The sequence below is a fragment of the Flavobacterium sp. ENC genome (assembly GCF_020991415.1).
Lineage (GTDB): Bacteria > Bacteroidota > Bacteroidia > Flavobacteriales > Flavobacteriaceae > Flavobacterium.
This window is the reverse complement of record NZ_JAJMOY010000001.1, coordinates 1,052,577-1,071,032: the sequence shown is the minus strand read 5'-3', so window position 1 is coordinate 1,071,032 and position 18,456 is coordinate 1,052,577. Positions and strand designations below refer to the sequence as shown.

The following is an 18,456-nucleotide window of genomic DNA, read 5'->3' as shown; positions in this document are numbered from 1 at the left end:
TCGCATTATTTTTACATTATGTAGAAAAATTCTCTGTAAAACAATGCTTTTTATGCAAATGATATGTTAAACTCACTTTTTGCTATTTATTTTTTGAACTTTGTATCTATCTTTGCACTCGCAAATCAGGAAGGGGTGGTTTCCTTCCGAATTGATATAAATTTCATAATTTATAGTTTTTTGGTTAGTTAATAGCATAAAAACTCAGTCATTATTTGACTGAGTTTTTTTGTTTTAGTAACTTTTGGAACAAAATTTGTCATTATCTTTATATATATAACTGTCAAAATTGTCCTATGAAAAAAATTGTCCTACTCCTTATAATCCTCACGACCCTTGGTTTTGATTCATTTAAAGAAGATGCATTCGATGTAGGCGAGTACTTTAAATTTCGAATTCATTACGGAATTGTAAATGCCGGGTATGCAACACTGGAGGTAAAAGATGCTACAATAAATAATAAAAAAGTTTTTCATGCAGTCGGAAAAGGCTACACGACCGGTATGTCAAAATTTTTCTTTAAAGTGGAAGATTTATACGAAAGTTACTTCGACAAACAAAACGGAAACCCCTATCGTTATATTAGAAAAATTAACGAAGGCGGTTATACCAAGAATCAGGAAGGTATTTTTAACCCCTCTGAAAACAGAGTTTTAGTCAAAGATTACAAACGTAAAACAGAGAAAACAATTATTCTTACAGACAATGTACAAGATATTGTTTCCTCTTTTTATTACTTGAGAAACCATCCTAATATCGACAAACTAAAATCAGGAGAATCGATCACGATTGATATGTTTTTTGATGAAGAAATCACAAAATTTAAGTTAAAATATGTAGGTCTTCAGGATATTACAACTAAATTTGGAACCGTTTCTACAATGGTCTTCAAACCATTGGTACAAACAGGAAGAGTCTTTAAAGAAAAAGAAAGTTTAACCATCTGGATAACAGACGACGACAACAAAGTTCCTGTCAGAATAAAAGCAGATCTTGCCGTAGGATCCCTAAAAGCAGATCTTGATGAATACAAAGGATTAAAAAATCCATTTAAAGTAAAAAAATAATGAACACCACAGATAACTCTGAATCAATCCTAAAAGAAATTGACCTTAAATTTCAAGCCATAAATCAAAAAACTGACGTGCAGCTTGAAGGCTTACTTTGGTCAAAACCAATTACCTATTGGGATTATATTCAGACGGATGCTCTTTTAAACCTGCAAATACAACGAACTACGCTTCCTGACGAAATGGTGTTTATCATGTACCATCAGGTGAATGAACTGATTTTTAAAATGATTCTTTGGGAAATTGATCAGATTGCTGATACCGAAAATATTCAGGTTGATTTTTTCAGTGAAAGATTATCCCGAATTACGCGTTATTTCGACATGCTGACCAATTCATTCAGTATTATGGAAAACGGAATGGAAGTCGACCAATACATGAAATTCAGAAACACCCTGACTCCGGCCAGTGGTTTTCAGAGTGCCCAATACCGGCTGATTGAATTTGCTTCTACAGATGTTATTAATCTGACAGACCGCAGATACAAAGCAGATTTTGACGAGAATACCCCTTTAGAAACCAGTTTCGAGCATTTGTACTGGCAGGCTGCGGGAAAAGATTATCACACCGGAAAAAAATCATACTTACTTCAGGAGTTCGAAAACAAATATAAAGAGCAGTTTTTACGTCAGATCAGCACATTCAAGACAAAAAATATCTGGCAGAAATTTACACAGTTACCCGAAATAGATCAATTGAATGAAGAATTGATTAAAGCAATGCGTCATTACGACCATACTGTAAATATTACCTGGGTGATGCAGCACCTCAATACTGCAAGAAAATACATCTTAGAAAGCGGAAAAGGAAATGGTGAAGCCACCGGAGGAAGTGACTGGCAAAAATATATGCATCCAAAATACCAAAGACGCATCTTTTTTCCTAAATTGTGGACCGAAGAAGAATTGTCCAATTGGGGAAACGAAACCATCGTTTAATTTCTCAGTAAAAATTTAAGAGTTTGAAAAAAGCAGTTGTAATTGTTATAATATTGTTTTCAATATTTTCATGTAAAAAAACAGAAGAAAAAGTCGAAACCAAAATTACCAAACCAAAAACTAAAAAAGTAGAATTTGGTTTTAATTACGCAGATTTTAATGTCTTACAGGACACTATACAAAAAGGAGATTCTTTCGGATCCATCTTTCAAAGTCAGAATATTGGCGACAAAAAAGTGTATGATATTGTAGAACAGGTAAAAGATTCTTTTGATGTCAGATCTATTCGCTACAACAAACCCTATACTTTACTCCGATCAAAAAATAAAACCAATAAACTTGAGGTTTTTATTTACCAGCCCGATGCACTAACGTATTATGTAGTCGACTTCAGGGATAGTATCGCTAAGGCTTACAAAAAAGTAAAACCGGTTACCTTTAAACGTAAAATTATTGGCGGTGTTTTAAAAAGTTCGTTATCTGAAACTTTAGGAAACGAAAGCGTGGAAACCGCACTTGCCAACAGAATCACCAAAGTTTTTTCCTGGTCTATTGACTTTTTTAAACTTAAAAAAGGAGACCGTTACGGACTAATTTTCACGGAACGGTTTATAAACAATAAAGTGTATGACGGGGTGGAAGATCTTGAAGCGGCATTTTTTGAATATAAAGGAAAAATCATTTATGCTTTCCCGTTTGAAAAAGATTCCCTTTCCGGAAAAATAGAATATTACGATGATCAGGGAAGAACGCTGAAAAACTTTTTCCTAAAAACACCGATCAAATTCAGCCGAATCACTTCCCGTTTTACGATGAACCGATTTCATCCTGTACAGCATACCTGGAAAGCACATAAAGGAACCGATTATGCTGCTCCTACCGGAACGCCAATTTCAACAACTGCATCAGGAGTTGTAGAAGCTACCGGATACACTGCAGGAAACGGAAATTTTGTAAAGGTAAAACACAACGGCACCTACTCTACTCAATATTTACATATGTCCAGAATTTTAGTACGACGCGGCCAACGTGTGACACAAGGACAAAAAATAGGACTGGTAGGAAGCACCGGATTAGCATCAGGCCCTCATGTTTGTTACCGTTTCTGGAAAAACGGAGTTCAGGTAGATGCCCTCAGACTTAATCTGCCAACCGGAGAATCTTTAGGAGGAAATGACAGAACGCGTTTCTTACATCAAATTGAACCTTTGAAAAGAGAACTCGACAGTATCGGGAATTTATAAAAATTTTATTCAACGAAAAATTCGACATCCTGCTATTTGCAAAACTTTTTCCTGAACTCGGAAGGATTCATGCCTTTATGTTTTCTGAAAACCTTATTCAAATGACTTTCATCTGAAAAATGAAGTTCGTCTGCAATTTCATTAATACGCATGTCACTATTCAGAAGTCTGGCCTCGATTAATCTTAATTTGTAATTCGCGATATATTCCTGCAGCGTTTCACCTGTTTGTTTCTTAAAATATTTCCCCAAATAATGGAGTGATATATTAAAATGCCCACTTATTCTATCTGACTTTAATTCTTTTGGATTAAAAATATTCTCCTGAATATAATGCAATATCTCCAGAACCATTTCGCCTGTACTTTCCTTAATATTCTTTGGTAATTTCAAAGCAATATTCCTGGCAACAACAGTAATAATTGTATTTACGATCTGCTCTGTTATCTTCTGATGGTAAATTTGCTGATTGAGCTGTTCGCTTATTATACTTTCAATAAGCAATGCGATCAATGGTTTGTCGATTTTATTTTTCAGGATACAGCCTGGGCGATGACTTGCATTTTGCAGAATATATTCCATTCGCAAAACGGTTTCCGCCTGTCCATTCTGAGAATTTGTTTTAATATAATATTCGTTAAAACGAAGAAAAAAGAATTTCGTCGGAGTCAGAATTTCAAACGAATGAACATCTTGCGGCGTAACGAGAAACAGATTCCCTTTTTGGTATTGAAATTTATTATTGTTAATAATCTGGATTCCAGTTCCATCAACAACATAAATCAATTCAAAGAAATTGTTTTTCCGTTCTATTTTCGGAAACTGTTCGAATTCTTTAAAATCTACTTCAAAAGGAAGATATAAGTTTTTATCGTTCATCCTGCTAAAATACAATTTTACTGCCGAAAAGTACAATTTTCAATGAAGGTTAACCCGCTAATTTTGTCTCAGATAACAAGTTAAAAATCATAAAATGAAAATACTTTTAATTGGAGCAAATGGCGAAATCGGCCAGATTCTAAAACCGGCATTTACAAAAAATCACGAAATTATTTCTGCCGGAAGAAATAGTGGTGATTTTAGAATCGATGTATCTGACATCGATTCTATTGAAAAAATATTCAAAGAAATTAAAGACATCGATGCCTGCATTTGCGTCGCGGGTGATTGTTATACAGGAGATTTACTTTCGCTTGACGAAGAAAAATTAAACATTGGCATTAAAAATAAACTTTTAGGACAAGTTAATCTGGTTTTAATCGGGCAAAAATATTTAAACGACAACGGATCATTCACATTGACATCAGGAAAAATGGCTGACAAACCGGTGAAAAACAATATCAGCAAAGCAATTGTAAATGGAGGAATAAACAGCTTTGTACTGGCAACTTCACTGGAACTGGAACGAGGCATTCGAATAAATGCAATAAGTCCGGGAAAAGTTTCAGATATCCCTGTCAGTGATTTGGTAGCTGCTTATTTAAAAAGTATCGAAACAACCATAAATGGAGAAATCATTAAAGTAAACTATTAAATTTTCAAAAATGAAAAAACTACAAACAGCAGTACTTATACTGCTCATTACAAATTCTGCCCTTTCTCAAAAAAATAAAAAAGAAGTGTACCCGGAAATTTTGGGCTCCTGGACATTGGTATCTGTTGAAAATATAAATCAGGATGGCAAAAAGACTTTTCCATACGGAACAGACCCCAGAGGAATATTATTTTTTGATGAAAAAGGAAATTACGCTATTCAGATTTATAAAAATGAACGTCCCAAAATAATATCAGGAGACAAAAACAAATGTACCCCCGAAGAAAACGCTTTGATTGTACAGGGAAGCAATACACATTTTGGTAAATTTGAAATTGATGAGGCCAACAAAACGATTATTTTTAAAATAAAAACAGCCTCATTTCCGAATTGGGAAAATGAGGAACAAAAAAGGTCTTTTACAAACAACAGCAACGAATTAAAATATGTTGTTACGAATACCACACAAGGTGGAAAATCAGTTACTGCTGAAGTTGTCTGGAAAAAATTACAATAAAATTACAGCTTTCCAGCTTTATAAAGCACAAAAACGTTTTCGCAACTATTTGTTATATAATCGTGAAGCAATACCCTATTAAAACTAATTTCAGTATTTTTGCGTTATAACCACTTTTATAATTAAACAACAAAATGGCTTTAAACACAACAAACCCAACCGGGACTGAAGCGTGGAAAAATCTGCAAAATCACTATAACGCAATTCACGAAACTACGATACAGGAATTATTTCAACAGGATAACGCGCGTGTTGAAAAATTCAATTTACAATGGAATGACTTTTTAGTAGACTATTCTAAAAACAACATTAGCCAGGAGACTATTTCCCTTTTATTGGAATTGGCCAATTCAATTGGATTAAAAAATGCAATTGCGGATTATTTCAACGGAGAGATCATTAACAAAACCGAAAACAGGGCTGTTTTACATACCGCTTTGCGTGCGCCCGAATCGTCAAACATTAAAGTTGACGGAGAAAATGTGATTCCGGAAGTTTATGAAGTAAAAAATAAAATCAAAAACTTCACTCAGGAAGTAATTTCAGGACAAAGAAAAGGTTTCACCGGAAAAGCATTTACCGATATCGTAAATATTGGTATCGGAGGTTCTGATCTTGGTCCGGTTATGGCGGTTGAAGCTTTACAATTCTACAAAAATCATTTAACTACACATTTCGTTTCCAATGTTGACGGAGATCACGTAAATGAAATCATTAAAAAATTAGATCCTGAAACAACCCTTTTTGTCATTGTTTCCAAAACTTTTACCACTCAGGAAACTTTAACCAATTCTGAAACGATTAAAGAATGGTTTTTAAAATCGGCAACTCAGGAAGACATTGCAAAACACTTTGTTGCTGTTTCGACCAACATTCAGAAAGTAACCGAATTCGGAATTAATCCCGACAACGTTTTCCCAATGTGGGATTGGGTTGGAGGAAGATTTTCGTTATGGAGTGCCGTTGGTTTGAGCATTGCACTGGCCGTTGGTTTTGATAATTATAATGAATTATTAAAAGGTGCCAATGAAATGGACGAACATTTCAAATCGACAGAGTTTGACGAAAACATTCCGGTGATTTTAGCCTTACTAAGCGTTTGGTATAATAATTTCTTTGGAGCCGAAAGTGAAGCCTTGATTCCCTACACACAATATTTACAAAAATTAGCACCGTATCTGCAACAGGCCTTTATGGAAAGCAACGGAAAAAGTGTTGGCCGTGACGGAAAACCGGTAAACTACCAAACAGGAACCATTATCTGGGGAGAACCGGGAACGAATTCCCAGCATGCTTTTTTCCAGCTGATTCATCAGGGCACAAAACTGATCCCGACAGACTTTATCGGATTTGTAAAACCATTGTATGGAAATGAAGACCATCACGATAAATTAATGTCCAACTTTTTTGCGCAAACTGAAGCTTTACTGCATGGAAAAACTGCTGCGCAGGTTCAGGCAGAATTCGAAAAACAAGGTCTTGCTCAGGAACAAGCTGCTTATTTACTGCCGTTTAAAGTTTTCACCGGAAACAAACCAACTAATACGATTCTGATTCAAAAACTGACTCCAAAAAGTTTAGGTTCCTTGATTGCCTTATACGAACATAAGATTTTTGTTCAGGGAATTATCTGGAATATCTTCAGTTTTGACCAATGGGGAGTAGAATTAGGAAAACAGCTGGCCAATTCTATTTTAGAAGAGATCAACACCAAAACAGTAAAAAATCATGATAGTTCAACTTCATTTTTACTGAATCATTTTTTGAAAAATAAATAATTTAATTTTTTCACAACATACTGAAACGTCTTAATTTAACACTAATTAAGGCGTTTTTTCGTATAAAGCACCTATTAAACCGGTATTAACCTGTATTATTTGAACGTTTAAGGCTACAATGCTATTAAGATTATTATGTTTTTAACAAAAAACATCACTGTAAATTCAACAAAATACCATTTTGTTTAGCATAAAAAAGAAAAATCATTTTAATGCGCAACGAATTAGGCAAAACTAGTTTTTCTTAACATTTTGATAACATTATCTGATTTTATTGTTATAATTTTGCCAAAAACAATAAACTAAATAAACAAATGAAGACAATGAAAAATTGGTTACTAACTGGACTATTGTTCATGATAGTTTCAACCGTATTTTCTCAAGGAAAAGTTACAGGTACTATTACCGATGCCTCAGGTGCAACTTTACCTGGTGCAAATGTAGCTGTTAAAGGTTCACCAACTGGAACTTCAACAGATTTCGATGGTAAATTTACAATCGATGCTAAAACTAGTACTGGAGAATTGGTTATTACCTATTTAGGATACGATTCCAAAACTTTACAATTTTCAGTTTCAAACGGTGGAACAACAAACTTAGGCGAAATCGTTTTGTCTGCTAATTCAAACGAATTAAGCGAGATTGTTGTAAAAAGCACTTTAGTAGATATTGCAAAAGACAGAAAAACTCCTGTAGCAGTATCAACAATAAGAGCTGCAGAAATTCAGCAAAAATTAGGAACTCAGGAATTTCCTGAAATCTTAAGAAATACTCCTTCTGTATATGTTACTAAAGCAGGTGGTGGATTTGGAGATTCCAGAATTAACATTCGTGGTTTTACCCAAAACAACATCGCTGTTATGATTAACGGTATGCCGGTTAACGATATGGAAAATGGTTCTGTTTACTGGAGTAACTGGGCTGGTTTATCTGATGTTACTTCTGCAATGCAGGTTCAAAGAGGTTTAGGAGCTTCAAAACTTTCTACTCCTTCTGTTGGAGGTACTATTAACATTGTTACTAAATCTTCTGATTTAAAAGAAGGCGGATCAGTTTCTTCTGGTTTTGGTAACGGAAGATATTTCAAAATTCAAGGATCTTACAATACTGGAAAATTAGATAACGGTCTGTCTGCATCTGTTTTATTATCTCAAACTATGGGTGACGGATATATTCAGGGAACAGATTTTGAAGGAAGTAATTATTATATTGCTTTAGGATATGCTAGTAAAAGTGATAAGCATAACTTTCAGTTAACTGTAACTGGTGCGCCGCAATGGCACAACCAAAGATCTACAGTATCTACGATTGCAACTTACCAAAAATATGGTACTATTCAAGATCCGAATACAAGATACAATCCAGATGCGGGATATTTGAATGGTGAAGCTTATAACATTAGAAAAAACTATTACCACAAACCTGTAGCATCTTTCAACTGGGATTATAAAATCAACGAAACAACTAAATTATCTTCTGTACTTTATGCTTCTATGGGACGTGGAGCCGGAGCAAGTGCTGCCGGAGGAATCAGAGGAAAGTCATATAGTGATTTAGTTGCTTTCAGAACAGCAGACGGATTAGTTGACTACGATAAAATTGTGGCTTATAACTCAGGGCAACCTGTTTTAATTAACGGTTTTACCGGACTACAAACAAGAGCTAAAGTTGGTGGTGTTTATCAAAATACATTCTCAAGCGGATCAAATGCTGCTGCTGGAGCAAGTACTGGTACTTCTGGTATTTCTCAAACTTCATCAATCAATTCACATGACTGGTTTGGTGCTGTAGTTAATTTAAACAAAAAACTGACTGAAACTTTAACATTAGATTTCGGTCTGGATGCAAGAACTTATACAGGATACCACTTTACAGTAGTAAACGATTTATTAGGTGGCGGTGAATTCTACGACGTATCACAAGCTAGTTCTTTACCAGGTGGAAACCATATAACTTCTGCATACCCTACAGATGTTCAATGGAATGTTTTTGATAAAAAAAATTACGACAAAATTTCATTTAACAGTACTGGAAAAGTAAAATGGTATGGCGCGTTTACTCAATTAGAGTACTCTAAAGATAATTTAACGGCATTTGTACAAGGTGCAGTTTCTCAACAAGGTTTCAAAAGAGAAGATACTTTTGTTTACTTACCTACAAATCCATTAACTTCTACACCTTACAAGAACATTGTAGGAGGTAACGTAAAAGGAGGGGCTAACTACAACATTAATGAAAAAAACAATGTGTATGTAAATGCAGGTTATTATAGCAAACAACCATTTTTCAACTCTGTTTATCCTAATAATAAATCTACAATAAATCCTAACCTGACTAACGAAAAGATTACAGGATTTGAAGCAGGATACGGTTTCCGTTCCAGATTCTTCAATGCTACTGTAAACGTTTACAATACGAATTGGGATGACAGATACCTAAAAGGTAATGCACTTCCAACTTCTCCAACAATTCCTGCAAACACTACTTATACAGAATTCGTAGGTCTTAACGAGGTACACTCAGGATTTGAATTAGAAGCAAATTCTAACATTACAGAAAAATTAAGAGTTAACGCTATGTTCTCTTACGGAATCTGGGAATACAAAGGAAATGCAACAGTTAATGCTTACTACCAGGCAGATAACACTCCAGTTCCGGGATTCCAGGGAACTACTATCTACATGGACAAAGTAAAAGTAGGTGATGCTGCTCAAATGACAGCTTCTTTAGGAGCTTCTTACGAAGTTTTAACAAGAGTAACTGTTGATGCTAACTACAACTTTAATGATAAGTTATATGCTGGAATTAACCCGACTAACTTCACATCTCAAAACAATAAAGGATCATTAGAATTGCCTTCTTATGGTTTAGTAGATGCAGGTTTCTCCTATAAAATGTTAGTAGGTCAGAATAAAGACAAATCTGTTAACTTCAGATTAAATGTGAACAACTTATTGAATGAGGTTTACATTGCAGAATCAAGAACTAACACATTTGCAGATGATTTCGTTTCTGGTACATCAGGACCAACTTACGCATCTTCTGGACAAGTTTACAGAGGTGTTGCTACAAACAACCAGGTATTCTTTGGTTTCGGAAGAACTTGGAACTTTAGTTTACGTTACGATTTCTAATATTTAGAATCTTAATAAATACCAAAAACGGCATTGACTTTTAGTCTAATGCCGTTTTTTTATGGCCTTTTTTGTTATATTTGTTTTAATAAAAAAAACAACCTTATGTACTCTTTTTTACAAAAATTCCATTCCGGATGGGCATATTTAGCCTTACTACTTTTATTAATTGCAATTGTAAATGCGATCATTGGATTTACTTCTAAAAAAGAATTTACAGCCAAAGACCGAAAAATAGCATTGTTTGCCTTAATTGGCACCCATACACAATTATTGATTGGTTTAATTCTTTATTTTGTATCTCCTCTTGGAAAAGCAGCATTTGGACAAATGTCTAATGCAGAATTAAGATTAACTTCATTAGAACACCCGTTAATTAATCTTATCGCTATCGCACTGATTACTATCGGATGGTCAAAACATAAAAAATTAATCAATAGCGAGGCTAAATTCAAAACTTTTGCTATTTATTACGGATTAGGATTATTACTTATTTTAAGTAGAATTCCATGGAACCTATGGTTCTAAAAACCAATTAAAGCCCTAGAAAAATAGGGCTTTTTTTATCTCGGCATATTATTTGTACAAACTCCCCAAGTCTGAAAAAAAATAAACCTATGAGAAGTAAAAAACACATTATACTTACTACACTTACCATCACATTTTTAAGTTGCTTTACTTATGTCATAAGCCAGACAAAGCCAACAACAGAACAACCTAAGATTACACAGGATACTGTAAAAACGGCAAGACCTGATTTACTTGCGATTCCAACCGATTCCATATTTACCGACAAAGGTTTAAAATTAAAATTATACAAAAAAACGGCGCATGCCTCTTACTATGCAGACCGCTTTAACGGAAAGAAAACAGCTGACGGAAGCAGGTTCAATAACAGCAAATACACCGCAGCACACAAAAAACTTCCGTTTGGAACAAGAGTAAAAGTCACGAATGAAGCCAACGGCAAATTTGTAATTGTAAAAATCACTGATCGCGGACCATTTGTAAAAACCCGCGAAATAGACCTCTCCAAAAGGGCTTTTATGGAAATCACCAAAAGCAAAGGTGCCGGAGCCATGAAAGTGACGATTGAAGTCATAATGAATTAAAAAAAATCCCGCTAGTGCGGGATTTTTTTTTTAAACATGTTTTCTAATGCCCATAATAATTCCGGTATGAATACCTTCATGATAATTAACAAAATCCAATGCATCCTGAACATTGGTAAGATCAAAGCCCATACTGGTTGTATACGCCGTATAATGGGTAAAAACGTTATTAGCATAATCTTTTTCTGTCTGCTCGAAAGTTTTAAAAAGCAATGCCTTAATTTCATCAGCTTCTGCCTGTGAAACATCGCCTTCCGGCTTCGTTCCTTTTTTATATTTATCGATAAATTCATCTGAAACCAATGTTGGCAAACCCGATAACTTATATACTAAAACCTGCTGCGACGATATGCAGTGTGCCACATTCCAAATCAGATTATTTTTAAATCCTTCCGGAATTTTATTCAATTGTTCTAACGAATGACCTTCCAAAACTTTCAAAAGAATTTCCCTAATCGTTTTTTGCACTTTAAAAACTGAACTCATAATTGTATTTTTTTTATAAAATTAAGCAATTTTGTATTTCAAATGGATTTTCTTTGTAGTCAAATCAATTCAGAGATCATGAACAAAATATACTACCTCGCTTCCTGCGATACCTGCCGAAAAATCATCAAAAGTTTACCGAAAGACAACAATCTGGTTTTTCATGACATTAAGCAAAATCCGATAACCGAAGCAGAATTAGAAGAAATGTATAAACTTTCGGGAAGTTATGAAGCTTTATTCAGTAAAAAAGCGCAGCTGTACAAATCAATGGACCTGAAAAACAAGTCTTTGACGGAAGAAGATTATAAGAAGTACATTTTAGAACATTATACTTTTTTAAGCCGTCCGGTTTTTATTATTGATGATCAGATTTACATTGGCAACACACAGCCTGTGACATTGCAGGTCACGAAAGCTTTGAGCTAGGAATGCTCGACGAATTTCACGAATTACCACAAATTATTTGTTTAACTTAAAACACCACAGATTAAAAGATTCTCACAGATTGTAAAAATCCATACAATCATTTTAATCTGTGGCAAAAAAAAACATTAATTCACACTAATTAAATTCGTGTTAATTCGTGTAATTCATGGCGAAAAAATTTTAAGTCACTCAGTACACAACTGATTAGTGATTTAAAACCCAAGACTGCAAACTTTTATTTATCTTTGCGCCTTTATACTCAATTATATGATACAATCTATGACAGGGTTTGGCAAAGCTTCTTTGCAATTGCCTACAAAAAAAATTACCGTCGAAGTAAAATCCTTAAATAGTAAAGGTTTAGATTTAAACGTAAGAATGCCGTCGCTTTATCGCGAAATGGAATTAGGTTTACGAACTTTTATCTCCACAAAACTCGAAAGAGGAAAAATTGATTTTGCGATTTACATTGAAAGCACTGCTGAACAAACTTCGACTAAAGTAAATGTTCCTGTTGTAAAAAACTATATCGCCCAGCTACAGGAAGTGTATCCTGATGCAGACGAAACGGAATTAATGAAGATGGCCATTCGTATGCCGGACACCTTAAAAACGGAGCGTGAGGAAATTGATGAAAATGACTGGGAACAAATTCAGGTTATCATCGAAGAGGCGCTTCAAAACATCTTAAACTTCAGAAGAGATGAAGGCGAATCACTGGAAAAAGAATTCAATCTGAGAATCGGAAATATCCGCCAATACATGACCGATGCGCTGGCCCTTGATCCGGAACGTGTTCAGGCTATCAAAGATCGTCTACAAACTGCTATTTCTGAACTGAAAGTAAATGTGGATGAAAACCGTTTTGAGCAGGAATTAATCTATTATCTGGAAAAATTAGATATCACGGAAGAAAAAGTACGTCTGACGAATCATTTGGATTACTTTTTAGAAACAATTAAAGGCACGGAAGCCAATGGTCGTAAATTAGGTTTTATTACACAGGAAATGGGCCGCGAAATCAATACCATGGGTTCTAAGTCAAATCACGCCCAAATGCAAAAACTGGTGGTGATGATGAAAGATGAATTGGAGAAAATTAAGGAACAGGTTTTGAATGTGCTGTAAAGGCATTAAGCTTTAAGCTGTAGGCTATAGCAAAAAACATAAAGTAAGAGAGCTTAAAGCGTACTGCCTAAAGCCTAAAGCATAAATTAATGAACAAAGGAAAATTAATTGTTTTCTCTGCACCTTCGGGATCGGGAAAAACAACTATAGTAAGACATTTACTGGGGAAAGAAGATTTAAATTTAGAATTTTCAATCTCAGCAGCTTCCCGCGACCCACGCGGAGAAGAAGAACACGGAAAAGATTATTATTTTATTTCGCTGGAAGAATTCAAAAAACACATTAAAGCCGAAGATTTCCTGGAATGGGAAGAAGTATACCGCGATAATTTTTACGGTACTCTAAAATCAGAAATCGAGCGTATCTGGGCTTTGGGTAAAAATGTAATTTTTGACATTGATGTTGCCGGCGGATTGCGTATCAAACACAAATTTCCGGAGCAGACTTTAGCTGTTTTTGTAAAACCTCCAAGTGTAGACGAACTAAAACGCCGCTTAAAGGAACGTTCTACAGAAAGTGACGACAAAATCAACATGCGAATTGCAAAAGCTTCGGTTGAATTGGCAACCGCACCACAATTTGACACGATTATAAAAAACTACGATTTAGATACGGCAAAAGAAGAGGCTTATCAATTGGTGAAAGCTTTTGTGAATGCTTAAATTATAACACAAAGACGCACCAAGGAGAAAACACAAAACCACACAAAGAGAAATAAATAACTTTGTGAATCTCTGTGAAAACTCGGTGAATCTCCGTGAAACAAAACAACTATGAAAATAGGTCTTTATTTCGGAACGTATAACCCCATTCATGTCGGTCATCTGATCATTGCCAATCATATGGCTGAATTTGCCGACTTAGATCAGGTTTGGATGGTTGTCACGCCGCATAATCCGTTGAAGAAAAAAGCAACTTTATTAGACGATCATCAGCGTTTACAAATGGTTTTTCTGGCTACCGAAGATTATCCAAAAATTAAACCTTCTGACATTGAGTTTAGATTGCCACAGCCGAATTATACGGTAAATACGCTGGTTCATCTGCAGGAAAAATATCCTACTCATGACTTTTCACTGATTATGGGAGAAGACAATCTGAAAACGCTTCATAAGTGGAAAAACTACGAAGTGATTTTAGACCATTATGACATCTATGTCTATCCGCGCATTTCAGAAGAGGAGGAAGATATTGAATTAAAATCACATCCAAAGGTTCATATTATTGATGCTCCGATTGTAGAGATTTCTTCAACCTTTATCCGAAACAGCATTAAGGAAGGAAAAAATATCCAGCCCTTATTGCCTCCAAAAGTCTGGGAATATATCGATCATAATAATTTTTATAAAAAGTAAATGCCTTTTTCTGCTTCGATTTATATTCCGCAAAAACAAAAAGGTCTTAATTTAACGCGATCAGAAAAACTTTGCTGGTACTCTCTTGGAGCATTAGTGCTATATTCATCACCTTTTTTATTCATTGAGAATTATTACGATTACAGATTTCCTCAATGGGCTTATTATCCATCATTTCTTATCTTTCTATTAAATTTTAGCAGTTATTTTATAAGAATAACGGAATTTGAAAATCTTAATGGACATTTTGACGGAACACTTTCATTTGAAGAAGATTTCTTAATGCTAAATAAAACTGAATACAAATATTCAGTTTTAGAAAATTTGGTCATTTACGGAAATTCTTTCTATGGGGAAAAAACAAAAAATTACAGATATGGGCCAATGTATGCAAATGGTGTTGAAAATTTAATATCATTTACTCATAATGGATTTAAAGTTGAAAAATACTTTCAATTAAATTCAGAACGCCATCTTGATAAATTACAGGAAACTTTAATTCACATTATTACCAGTGAAAAAATTCCTTATAAAAGAGAACACCTAAACTTTATTAATGAAGAGTACCGATCATTTATCCTTTTTGAATTATTCATCGGAAAATTGATAAAAGAAAAAAGAATCGACTATCAAGATGGGATTGATTTGATTGGGCTTAAATCAAAACAAGCTGAAGAATTTAAAACAAAATATTTCCTTAAATAAAAAAAGCCTGAATTTTTTAAATTCAGGCTTTTGATTTTTATAGCGTCACACTTACTGGACTTTTAACACGGGATCTGATATCACTTAATGACTGATCAACCAAAAGTTTCCCGTCCCTGAAAACCTCTTTAAGTTCTCCTTTTTGCTCCTCTTCCCACGAAACATTATCTGTTAAATGATATACACCGTCAACTAAATCGATTTTCATTAAACCTTTAGCTGATTTTTTGGTTCCGTCATCCGTAATCGGATCTTTGAAGATAGCTCTGCCCTCTCCGTTTACTTCACCATAAGTTGCTTTCATGGCAAAACCAAAAGTATCCCTTGTATTGTACTGATATGTAAAGGAACCTATTCCAAGAACAACATTCGTTGATGCAAAACCTTTTAACTTTAATTTTTCGCAGATTTGAGTAGCTCTGGCAACCGTAATACTGTCGCCGTAAATAGCGCCAATTTGAGGCACAAGCTCTTTATATCCTTTTGCATTAACTGTTCCTCCAAAAACATCCCAAAGCAGCTCAATTACACCTTTCTTTTCCTGTTCAGTTTTTCCGTTTGGATTTCCACAGATAATATCAACCGGATCACCACTATCAGGACGAATAACTACTTTACCTTCTCTTGCAACAATATCTTCTTTTAAACGTGGTAAATAATCGGTTAGCACTTTCCATAAATCCCAGGTATCCGAAACGATAGAAACAATTCCTTTTGGATATACTTCAGCAATCAATCTTTTGAAAGTTTCATATTCCCCTTCCGTAGTTCCCATGCACATTACCGAGTGCTCTGTAGCTGCTACGGAACCCGCGACTAATTCAACATCTGAATTGGCGTTGTAATATTCTTCGAAAAAATCAATTGCCGGAATGGTATCCGATCCTGTAAAACTCAATAAATGTCCGGCTGCAGACGTTACCGAAGCTTCGATTCCACCCATACCTCTCATAGAGAAATCATGTGCCTGCCAGTCTACAAATTCCGGAACTGAAGAGGTTTCCTCAGCATATTTATCCAGTACTTTTCGATACTCTTTTGCGATTGTAGCAGAATTACAAGGAAGCCACACGACAGCAGAAAGCAACGTTTCAAAGTAATTGGTCAGCCAGAAAAACTCCGGAAGTGTATTGAACATGGTAAACATTGGCACGCGAATCGGCACACTGGTACCTTCCGGCAATGCTTTAAAAACCATAGGAATATAGCCTAAGTCATGTAAATCTTCAATATGTTTGGTTCCTACCAGGTTTTCACCCAGGTAATTATTGATTCTTCGGGCATATTTTTTCACCACTTCTTCTTTGGGCTGTTTGAAGAAATACGCTTCAAAATCATGGATGATATATTTTTTGATAAAATATTGCAACCCGAAAAACACCACTTCGTCTACCCCTTCAATTCTTGATTTTCTTGGTGTCCAGTTAGAATACACTAGTGTTGTGCCTATTGGATATTGTCTTCTGTGGTCTACTTTGTAACCGTCTGTTAATAATAGTGGGTTCATAGGTTTAAATTTATATTTTTTGATAATCTTTCTGCTAAATTTTTTATATCGTTGGTTCTAACCAAATTTTTAATCCATTTTTTTGGAATTTTTTCGATTCCGTAATAAATTCCTGCTAAACCTCCCGCAATTGCAGCAGTAGTATCTGTATCCTCCCCTAGATTAACAGCTTTTAAAACCGTTTCTTCATAAGAATCTGAATTCAAAAAGCACCACAAACTGGCTTGTAAACTATCAAGAACGTATCCCGAGGAATGAATATTTACCTCCGGGTATTTTGATATATCATTTATTAAGACTCTGTCAAACAATTGAATTTCAGCAGGATTATATTTTTTATTTTGCAGAAATTTTGAAAGTATTATCTGCACTTCACTGTAAGCTTCGAATTTATCTTTCTCTTTTAAGATTTCCAAGCAATATACAACATAGACAAAACAAGCAAATACGGAACGAAAATGAGCATGTGTAATTGATGAAACTGCTTTAACCTTTTCATAAATTACTTCAATATCCTCTTCATCTTTAAGATAAAATACTAATGGCAGGATTCGCATCAAAGAGCCATTTCCGTTGTCTTTTTCTTCAAAACCTCCACAAAATTCCGGTTGATGTCCTTTTCCAATATTATGAATTGCATTCCTTGTTGCGATTCCAATATCAAAAACTTGTCCATGTGGCGTCCATAATTCGGTACTATACCATTTTACAAAATTTCTGGCTATATCAAATAAATCAAAACCATTACATAAACTCTCGGCTAAACAAAAAGCTAAAGAACTATCATCGCTCCAGGTTCCTAAAGGCTGATAATGGGTTCCATAACCAATCATGTCAGAAACAGGATTTTCTTTTAGGGAAAACCTGGAATAAAATTCTACCGGAACGCCCAAAGCATCACCAATAGCTAATCCGAATAATCCTGATTCTATTTTATTACTCATCAATTCTTTCATTAAGATTTAAATTCAATATATCTAACAGGAACTTCATCAGTTAGCCAAACATTATTTTCAGACAAATAAAATCTAAATCCGTCTTTGAACATTTCCCCGCTTTTGATTCTTAGGATCTGAGGAACTCCCCTTCTTTCTCCTACTTTAATCGCCGTTTCTCTATCTTTTGAAAGATGAACATGTTGACGGCTCATTTTCTGCAAACCATCTTTTTTAATGCTTTCTATAAATTTTCCAACCGTTCCGTGAAATAAAAATTCCGAAGGTTCTGCTTCACTCAGATTTAATTCCACCGAAATCGAATGTCCCTGACTGGCTCTTATTTTGGTTTTATCTTCATTAAAAGCGAAACGTTTTTTATCGTTGCTTTCTACCACATAATCCAGAAGTTCTGCGGTTAATGGATTTAATGAATTTCCGTTTTTAGAACATTTTTCAATCAATTCTTCTACATCTGCCCAGCCGTTTTCGTTTAGTTTTAAACTAATAGTTTCTGGTGAATGCCGAAGTACAAGACTCAGGAACTTGCTTACGCTTTTTACTGTTTTTTCATTCATTATTTTA

At 34.7% G+C, this 18,456-nt stretch carries 19 protein-coding genes; 14 read left to right on the top strand and 5 right to left on the bottom strand.

All coding sequences use genetic code 11. From position 1 onward, the window contains the following. The first annotated feature begins 296 nt into the window (after window positions 1–296). The 3 genes from LPB89_RS04395 to LPB89_RS04385 are packed head-to-tail and all read left to right on the top strand — an operon-like array spanning window position 297 to window position 3,252. On the top strand, window positions 297–1,067 hold the full coding sequence (locus tag LPB89_RS04395) for a DUF3108 domain-containing protein (RefSeq protein WP_230700434.1): 771 nt from the start codon (window positions 297–299) through the stop codon (window positions 1,065–1,067). Then, entirely contained in the window at window positions 1,067–2,008 is a 942-nt protein-coding gene (locus LPB89_RS04390) for a tryptophan 2,3-dioxygenase family protein (protein WP_230700433.1), read from the top strand. The genes LPB89_RS04395 and LPB89_RS04390 overlap by 1 nt, the downstream gene beginning before the upstream one ends. 23 nt (window positions 2,009–2,031) lie before the next feature. Next, window positions 2,032–3,252, top strand: coding sequence for a peptidoglycan DD-metalloendopeptidase family protein (locus LPB89_RS04385; protein ID WP_230700432.1), 1,221 nt, complete (start codon window positions 2,032–2,034; stop codon window positions 3,250–3,252). Between the two features lie 32 nt (window positions 3,253–3,284). Here LPB89_RS04385 and LPB89_RS04380 read toward each other — a convergent pair whose 3' ends face one another. Continuing rightward, window positions 3,285–4,130 (bottom strand): AraC family transcriptional regulator, encoded by an 846-nt coding sequence (locus LPB89_RS04380; protein ID WP_230700431.1) that lies wholly within the window; start codon window positions 4,128–4,130, stop codon window positions 3,285–3,287. A 94-nt stretch (window positions 4,131–4,224) separates the two neighbouring features. Between LPB89_RS04380 and LPB89_RS04375 the strand changes: the two genes are divergently transcribed. From LPB89_RS04375 to LPB89_RS04350, 6 genes are all read left to right on the top strand, one after another. Continuing rightward, entirely contained in the window at window positions 4,225–4,785 is a 561-nt protein-coding gene (locus LPB89_RS04375) for a short chain dehydrogenase (RefSeq protein ID WP_230700430.1), read from the top strand. 10 nt (window positions 4,786–4,795) lie between these two features. Then, on the top strand, window positions 4,796–5,302 hold the full coding sequence (locus LPB89_RS04370; RefSeq protein WP_230700429.1) for a lipocalin-like domain-containing protein: 507 nt from the start codon (window positions 4,796–4,798) through the stop codon (window positions 5,300–5,302). A 134-nt stretch (window positions 5,303–5,436) separates the two neighbouring features. Beyond that, window positions 5,437–7,080, top strand: coding sequence for a glucose-6-phosphate isomerase (pgi, locus tag LPB89_RS04365; protein ID WP_230700428.1), 1,644 nt, complete (start codon window positions 5,437–5,439; stop codon window positions 7,078–7,080). A 314-nt stretch (window positions 7,081–7,394) separates the two neighbouring features. Continuing rightward, window positions 7,395–10,214 carry a TonB-dependent receptor domain-containing protein gene (locus LPB89_RS04360; protein WP_230700427.1) on the top strand — a complete coding sequence of 940 codons (2,820 nt, stop codon included), beginning with the start codon at window positions 7,395–7,397 and terminating at the stop codon, window positions 10,212–10,214. A gap of 105 nt (window positions 10,215–10,319) precedes the next feature. After that, window positions 10,320–10,742: a hypothetical protein gene (locus LPB89_RS04355; protein WP_230700426.1), complete on the top strand. Its 423-nt coding sequence runs from the start codon at window positions 10,320–10,322 to the stop codon at window positions 10,740–10,742. A gap of 89 nt (window positions 10,743–10,831) precedes the next feature. Next, window positions 10,832–11,326, top strand: a complete 495-nt coding sequence (locus tag LPB89_RS04350; RefSeq protein WP_127339027.1) for a septal ring lytic transglycosylase RlpA family protein — start codon at window positions 10,832–10,834, stop codon at window positions 11,324–11,326. 30 nt (window positions 11,327–11,356) lie between these two features. Here the strand turns inward: LPB89_RS04350 and LPB89_RS04345 are convergent, their stop codons facing one another. Continuing rightward, window positions 11,357–11,812 carry a DinB family protein gene (locus LPB89_RS04345; protein WP_230700425.1) on the bottom strand — a complete coding sequence of 152 codons (456 nt, stop codon included), beginning with the start codon at window positions 11,810–11,812 and terminating at the stop codon, window positions 11,357–11,359. 78 nt (window positions 11,813–11,890) lie between these two features. Between LPB89_RS04345 and LPB89_RS04340 the strand changes: the two genes are divergently transcribed. The 5 genes from LPB89_RS04340 (at window position 11,891) to LPB89_RS04320 (ending at window position 15,429) form a co-directional block, all read left to right on the top strand. After that, the gene (locus LPB89_RS04340) at window positions 11,891–12,241 is read left to right on the top strand and encodes an arsenate reductase family protein (RefSeq protein WP_230700424.1); all 351 of its coding nucleotides are present in this window, start codon (window positions 11,891–11,893) and stop codon (window positions 12,239–12,241) included. 267 nt (window positions 12,242–12,508) lie between these two features. Then, on the top strand, window positions 12,509–13,369 hold the full coding sequence (locus tag LPB89_RS04335) for a YicC/YloC family endoribonuclease (RefSeq protein ID WP_171568262.1): 861 nt from the start codon (window positions 12,509–12,511) through the stop codon (window positions 13,367–13,369). Between the two features lie 89 nt (window positions 13,370–13,458). Continuing rightward, the gene (gmk, locus tag LPB89_RS04330; protein ID WP_127339023.1) at window positions 13,459–14,031 is read left to right on the top strand and encodes a guanylate kinase; all 573 of its coding nucleotides are present in this window, start codon (window positions 13,459–13,461) and stop codon (window positions 14,029–14,031) included. Between the two features lie 111 nt (window positions 14,032–14,142). Further along, window positions 14,143–14,724, top strand: coding sequence for a nicotinate (nicotinamide) nucleotide adenylyltransferase (gene nadD / locus LPB89_RS04325; RefSeq protein WP_230700423.1), 582 nt, complete (start codon window positions 14,143–14,145; stop codon window positions 14,722–14,724). Next, window positions 14,725–15,429: a hypothetical protein gene (locus LPB89_RS04320; protein WP_230700422.1), complete on the top strand. Its 705-nt coding sequence runs from the start codon at window positions 14,725–14,727 to the stop codon at window positions 15,427–15,429. A 37-nt stretch (window positions 15,430–15,466) separates the two neighbouring features. On the opposite strand, the gene LPB89_RS04315 is transcribed toward LPB89_RS04320, so the two are convergent. From LPB89_RS04315 to LPB89_RS04305, 3 genes are read right to left on the bottom strand one after another with little or no spacing between them, the layout of a single operon-like run. Further along, entirely contained in the window at window positions 15,467–16,936 is a 1,470-nt protein-coding gene (locus tag LPB89_RS04315; RefSeq protein WP_230700421.1) for a nicotinate phosphoribosyltransferase, read from the bottom strand. Next, on the bottom strand, window positions 16,933–17,880 hold the full coding sequence (locus tag LPB89_RS04310) for an ADP-ribosylglycohydrolase family protein (RefSeq protein WP_230700420.1): 948 nt from the start codon (window positions 17,878–17,880) through the stop codon (window positions 16,933–16,935). Before LPB89_RS04310 ends, LPB89_RS04315 begins: the two co-directional genes overlap by 4 nt. An 11-nt stretch (window positions 17,881–17,891) precedes the next feature. Beyond that, window positions 17,892–18,449 (bottom strand): RNA 2'-phosphotransferase, encoded by a 558-nt coding sequence (locus tag LPB89_RS04305; RefSeq protein WP_230700419.1) that lies wholly within the window; start codon window positions 18,447–18,449, stop codon window positions 17,892–17,894. Between the last annotated feature and the right edge of the window lie 7 nt (window positions 18,450–18,456).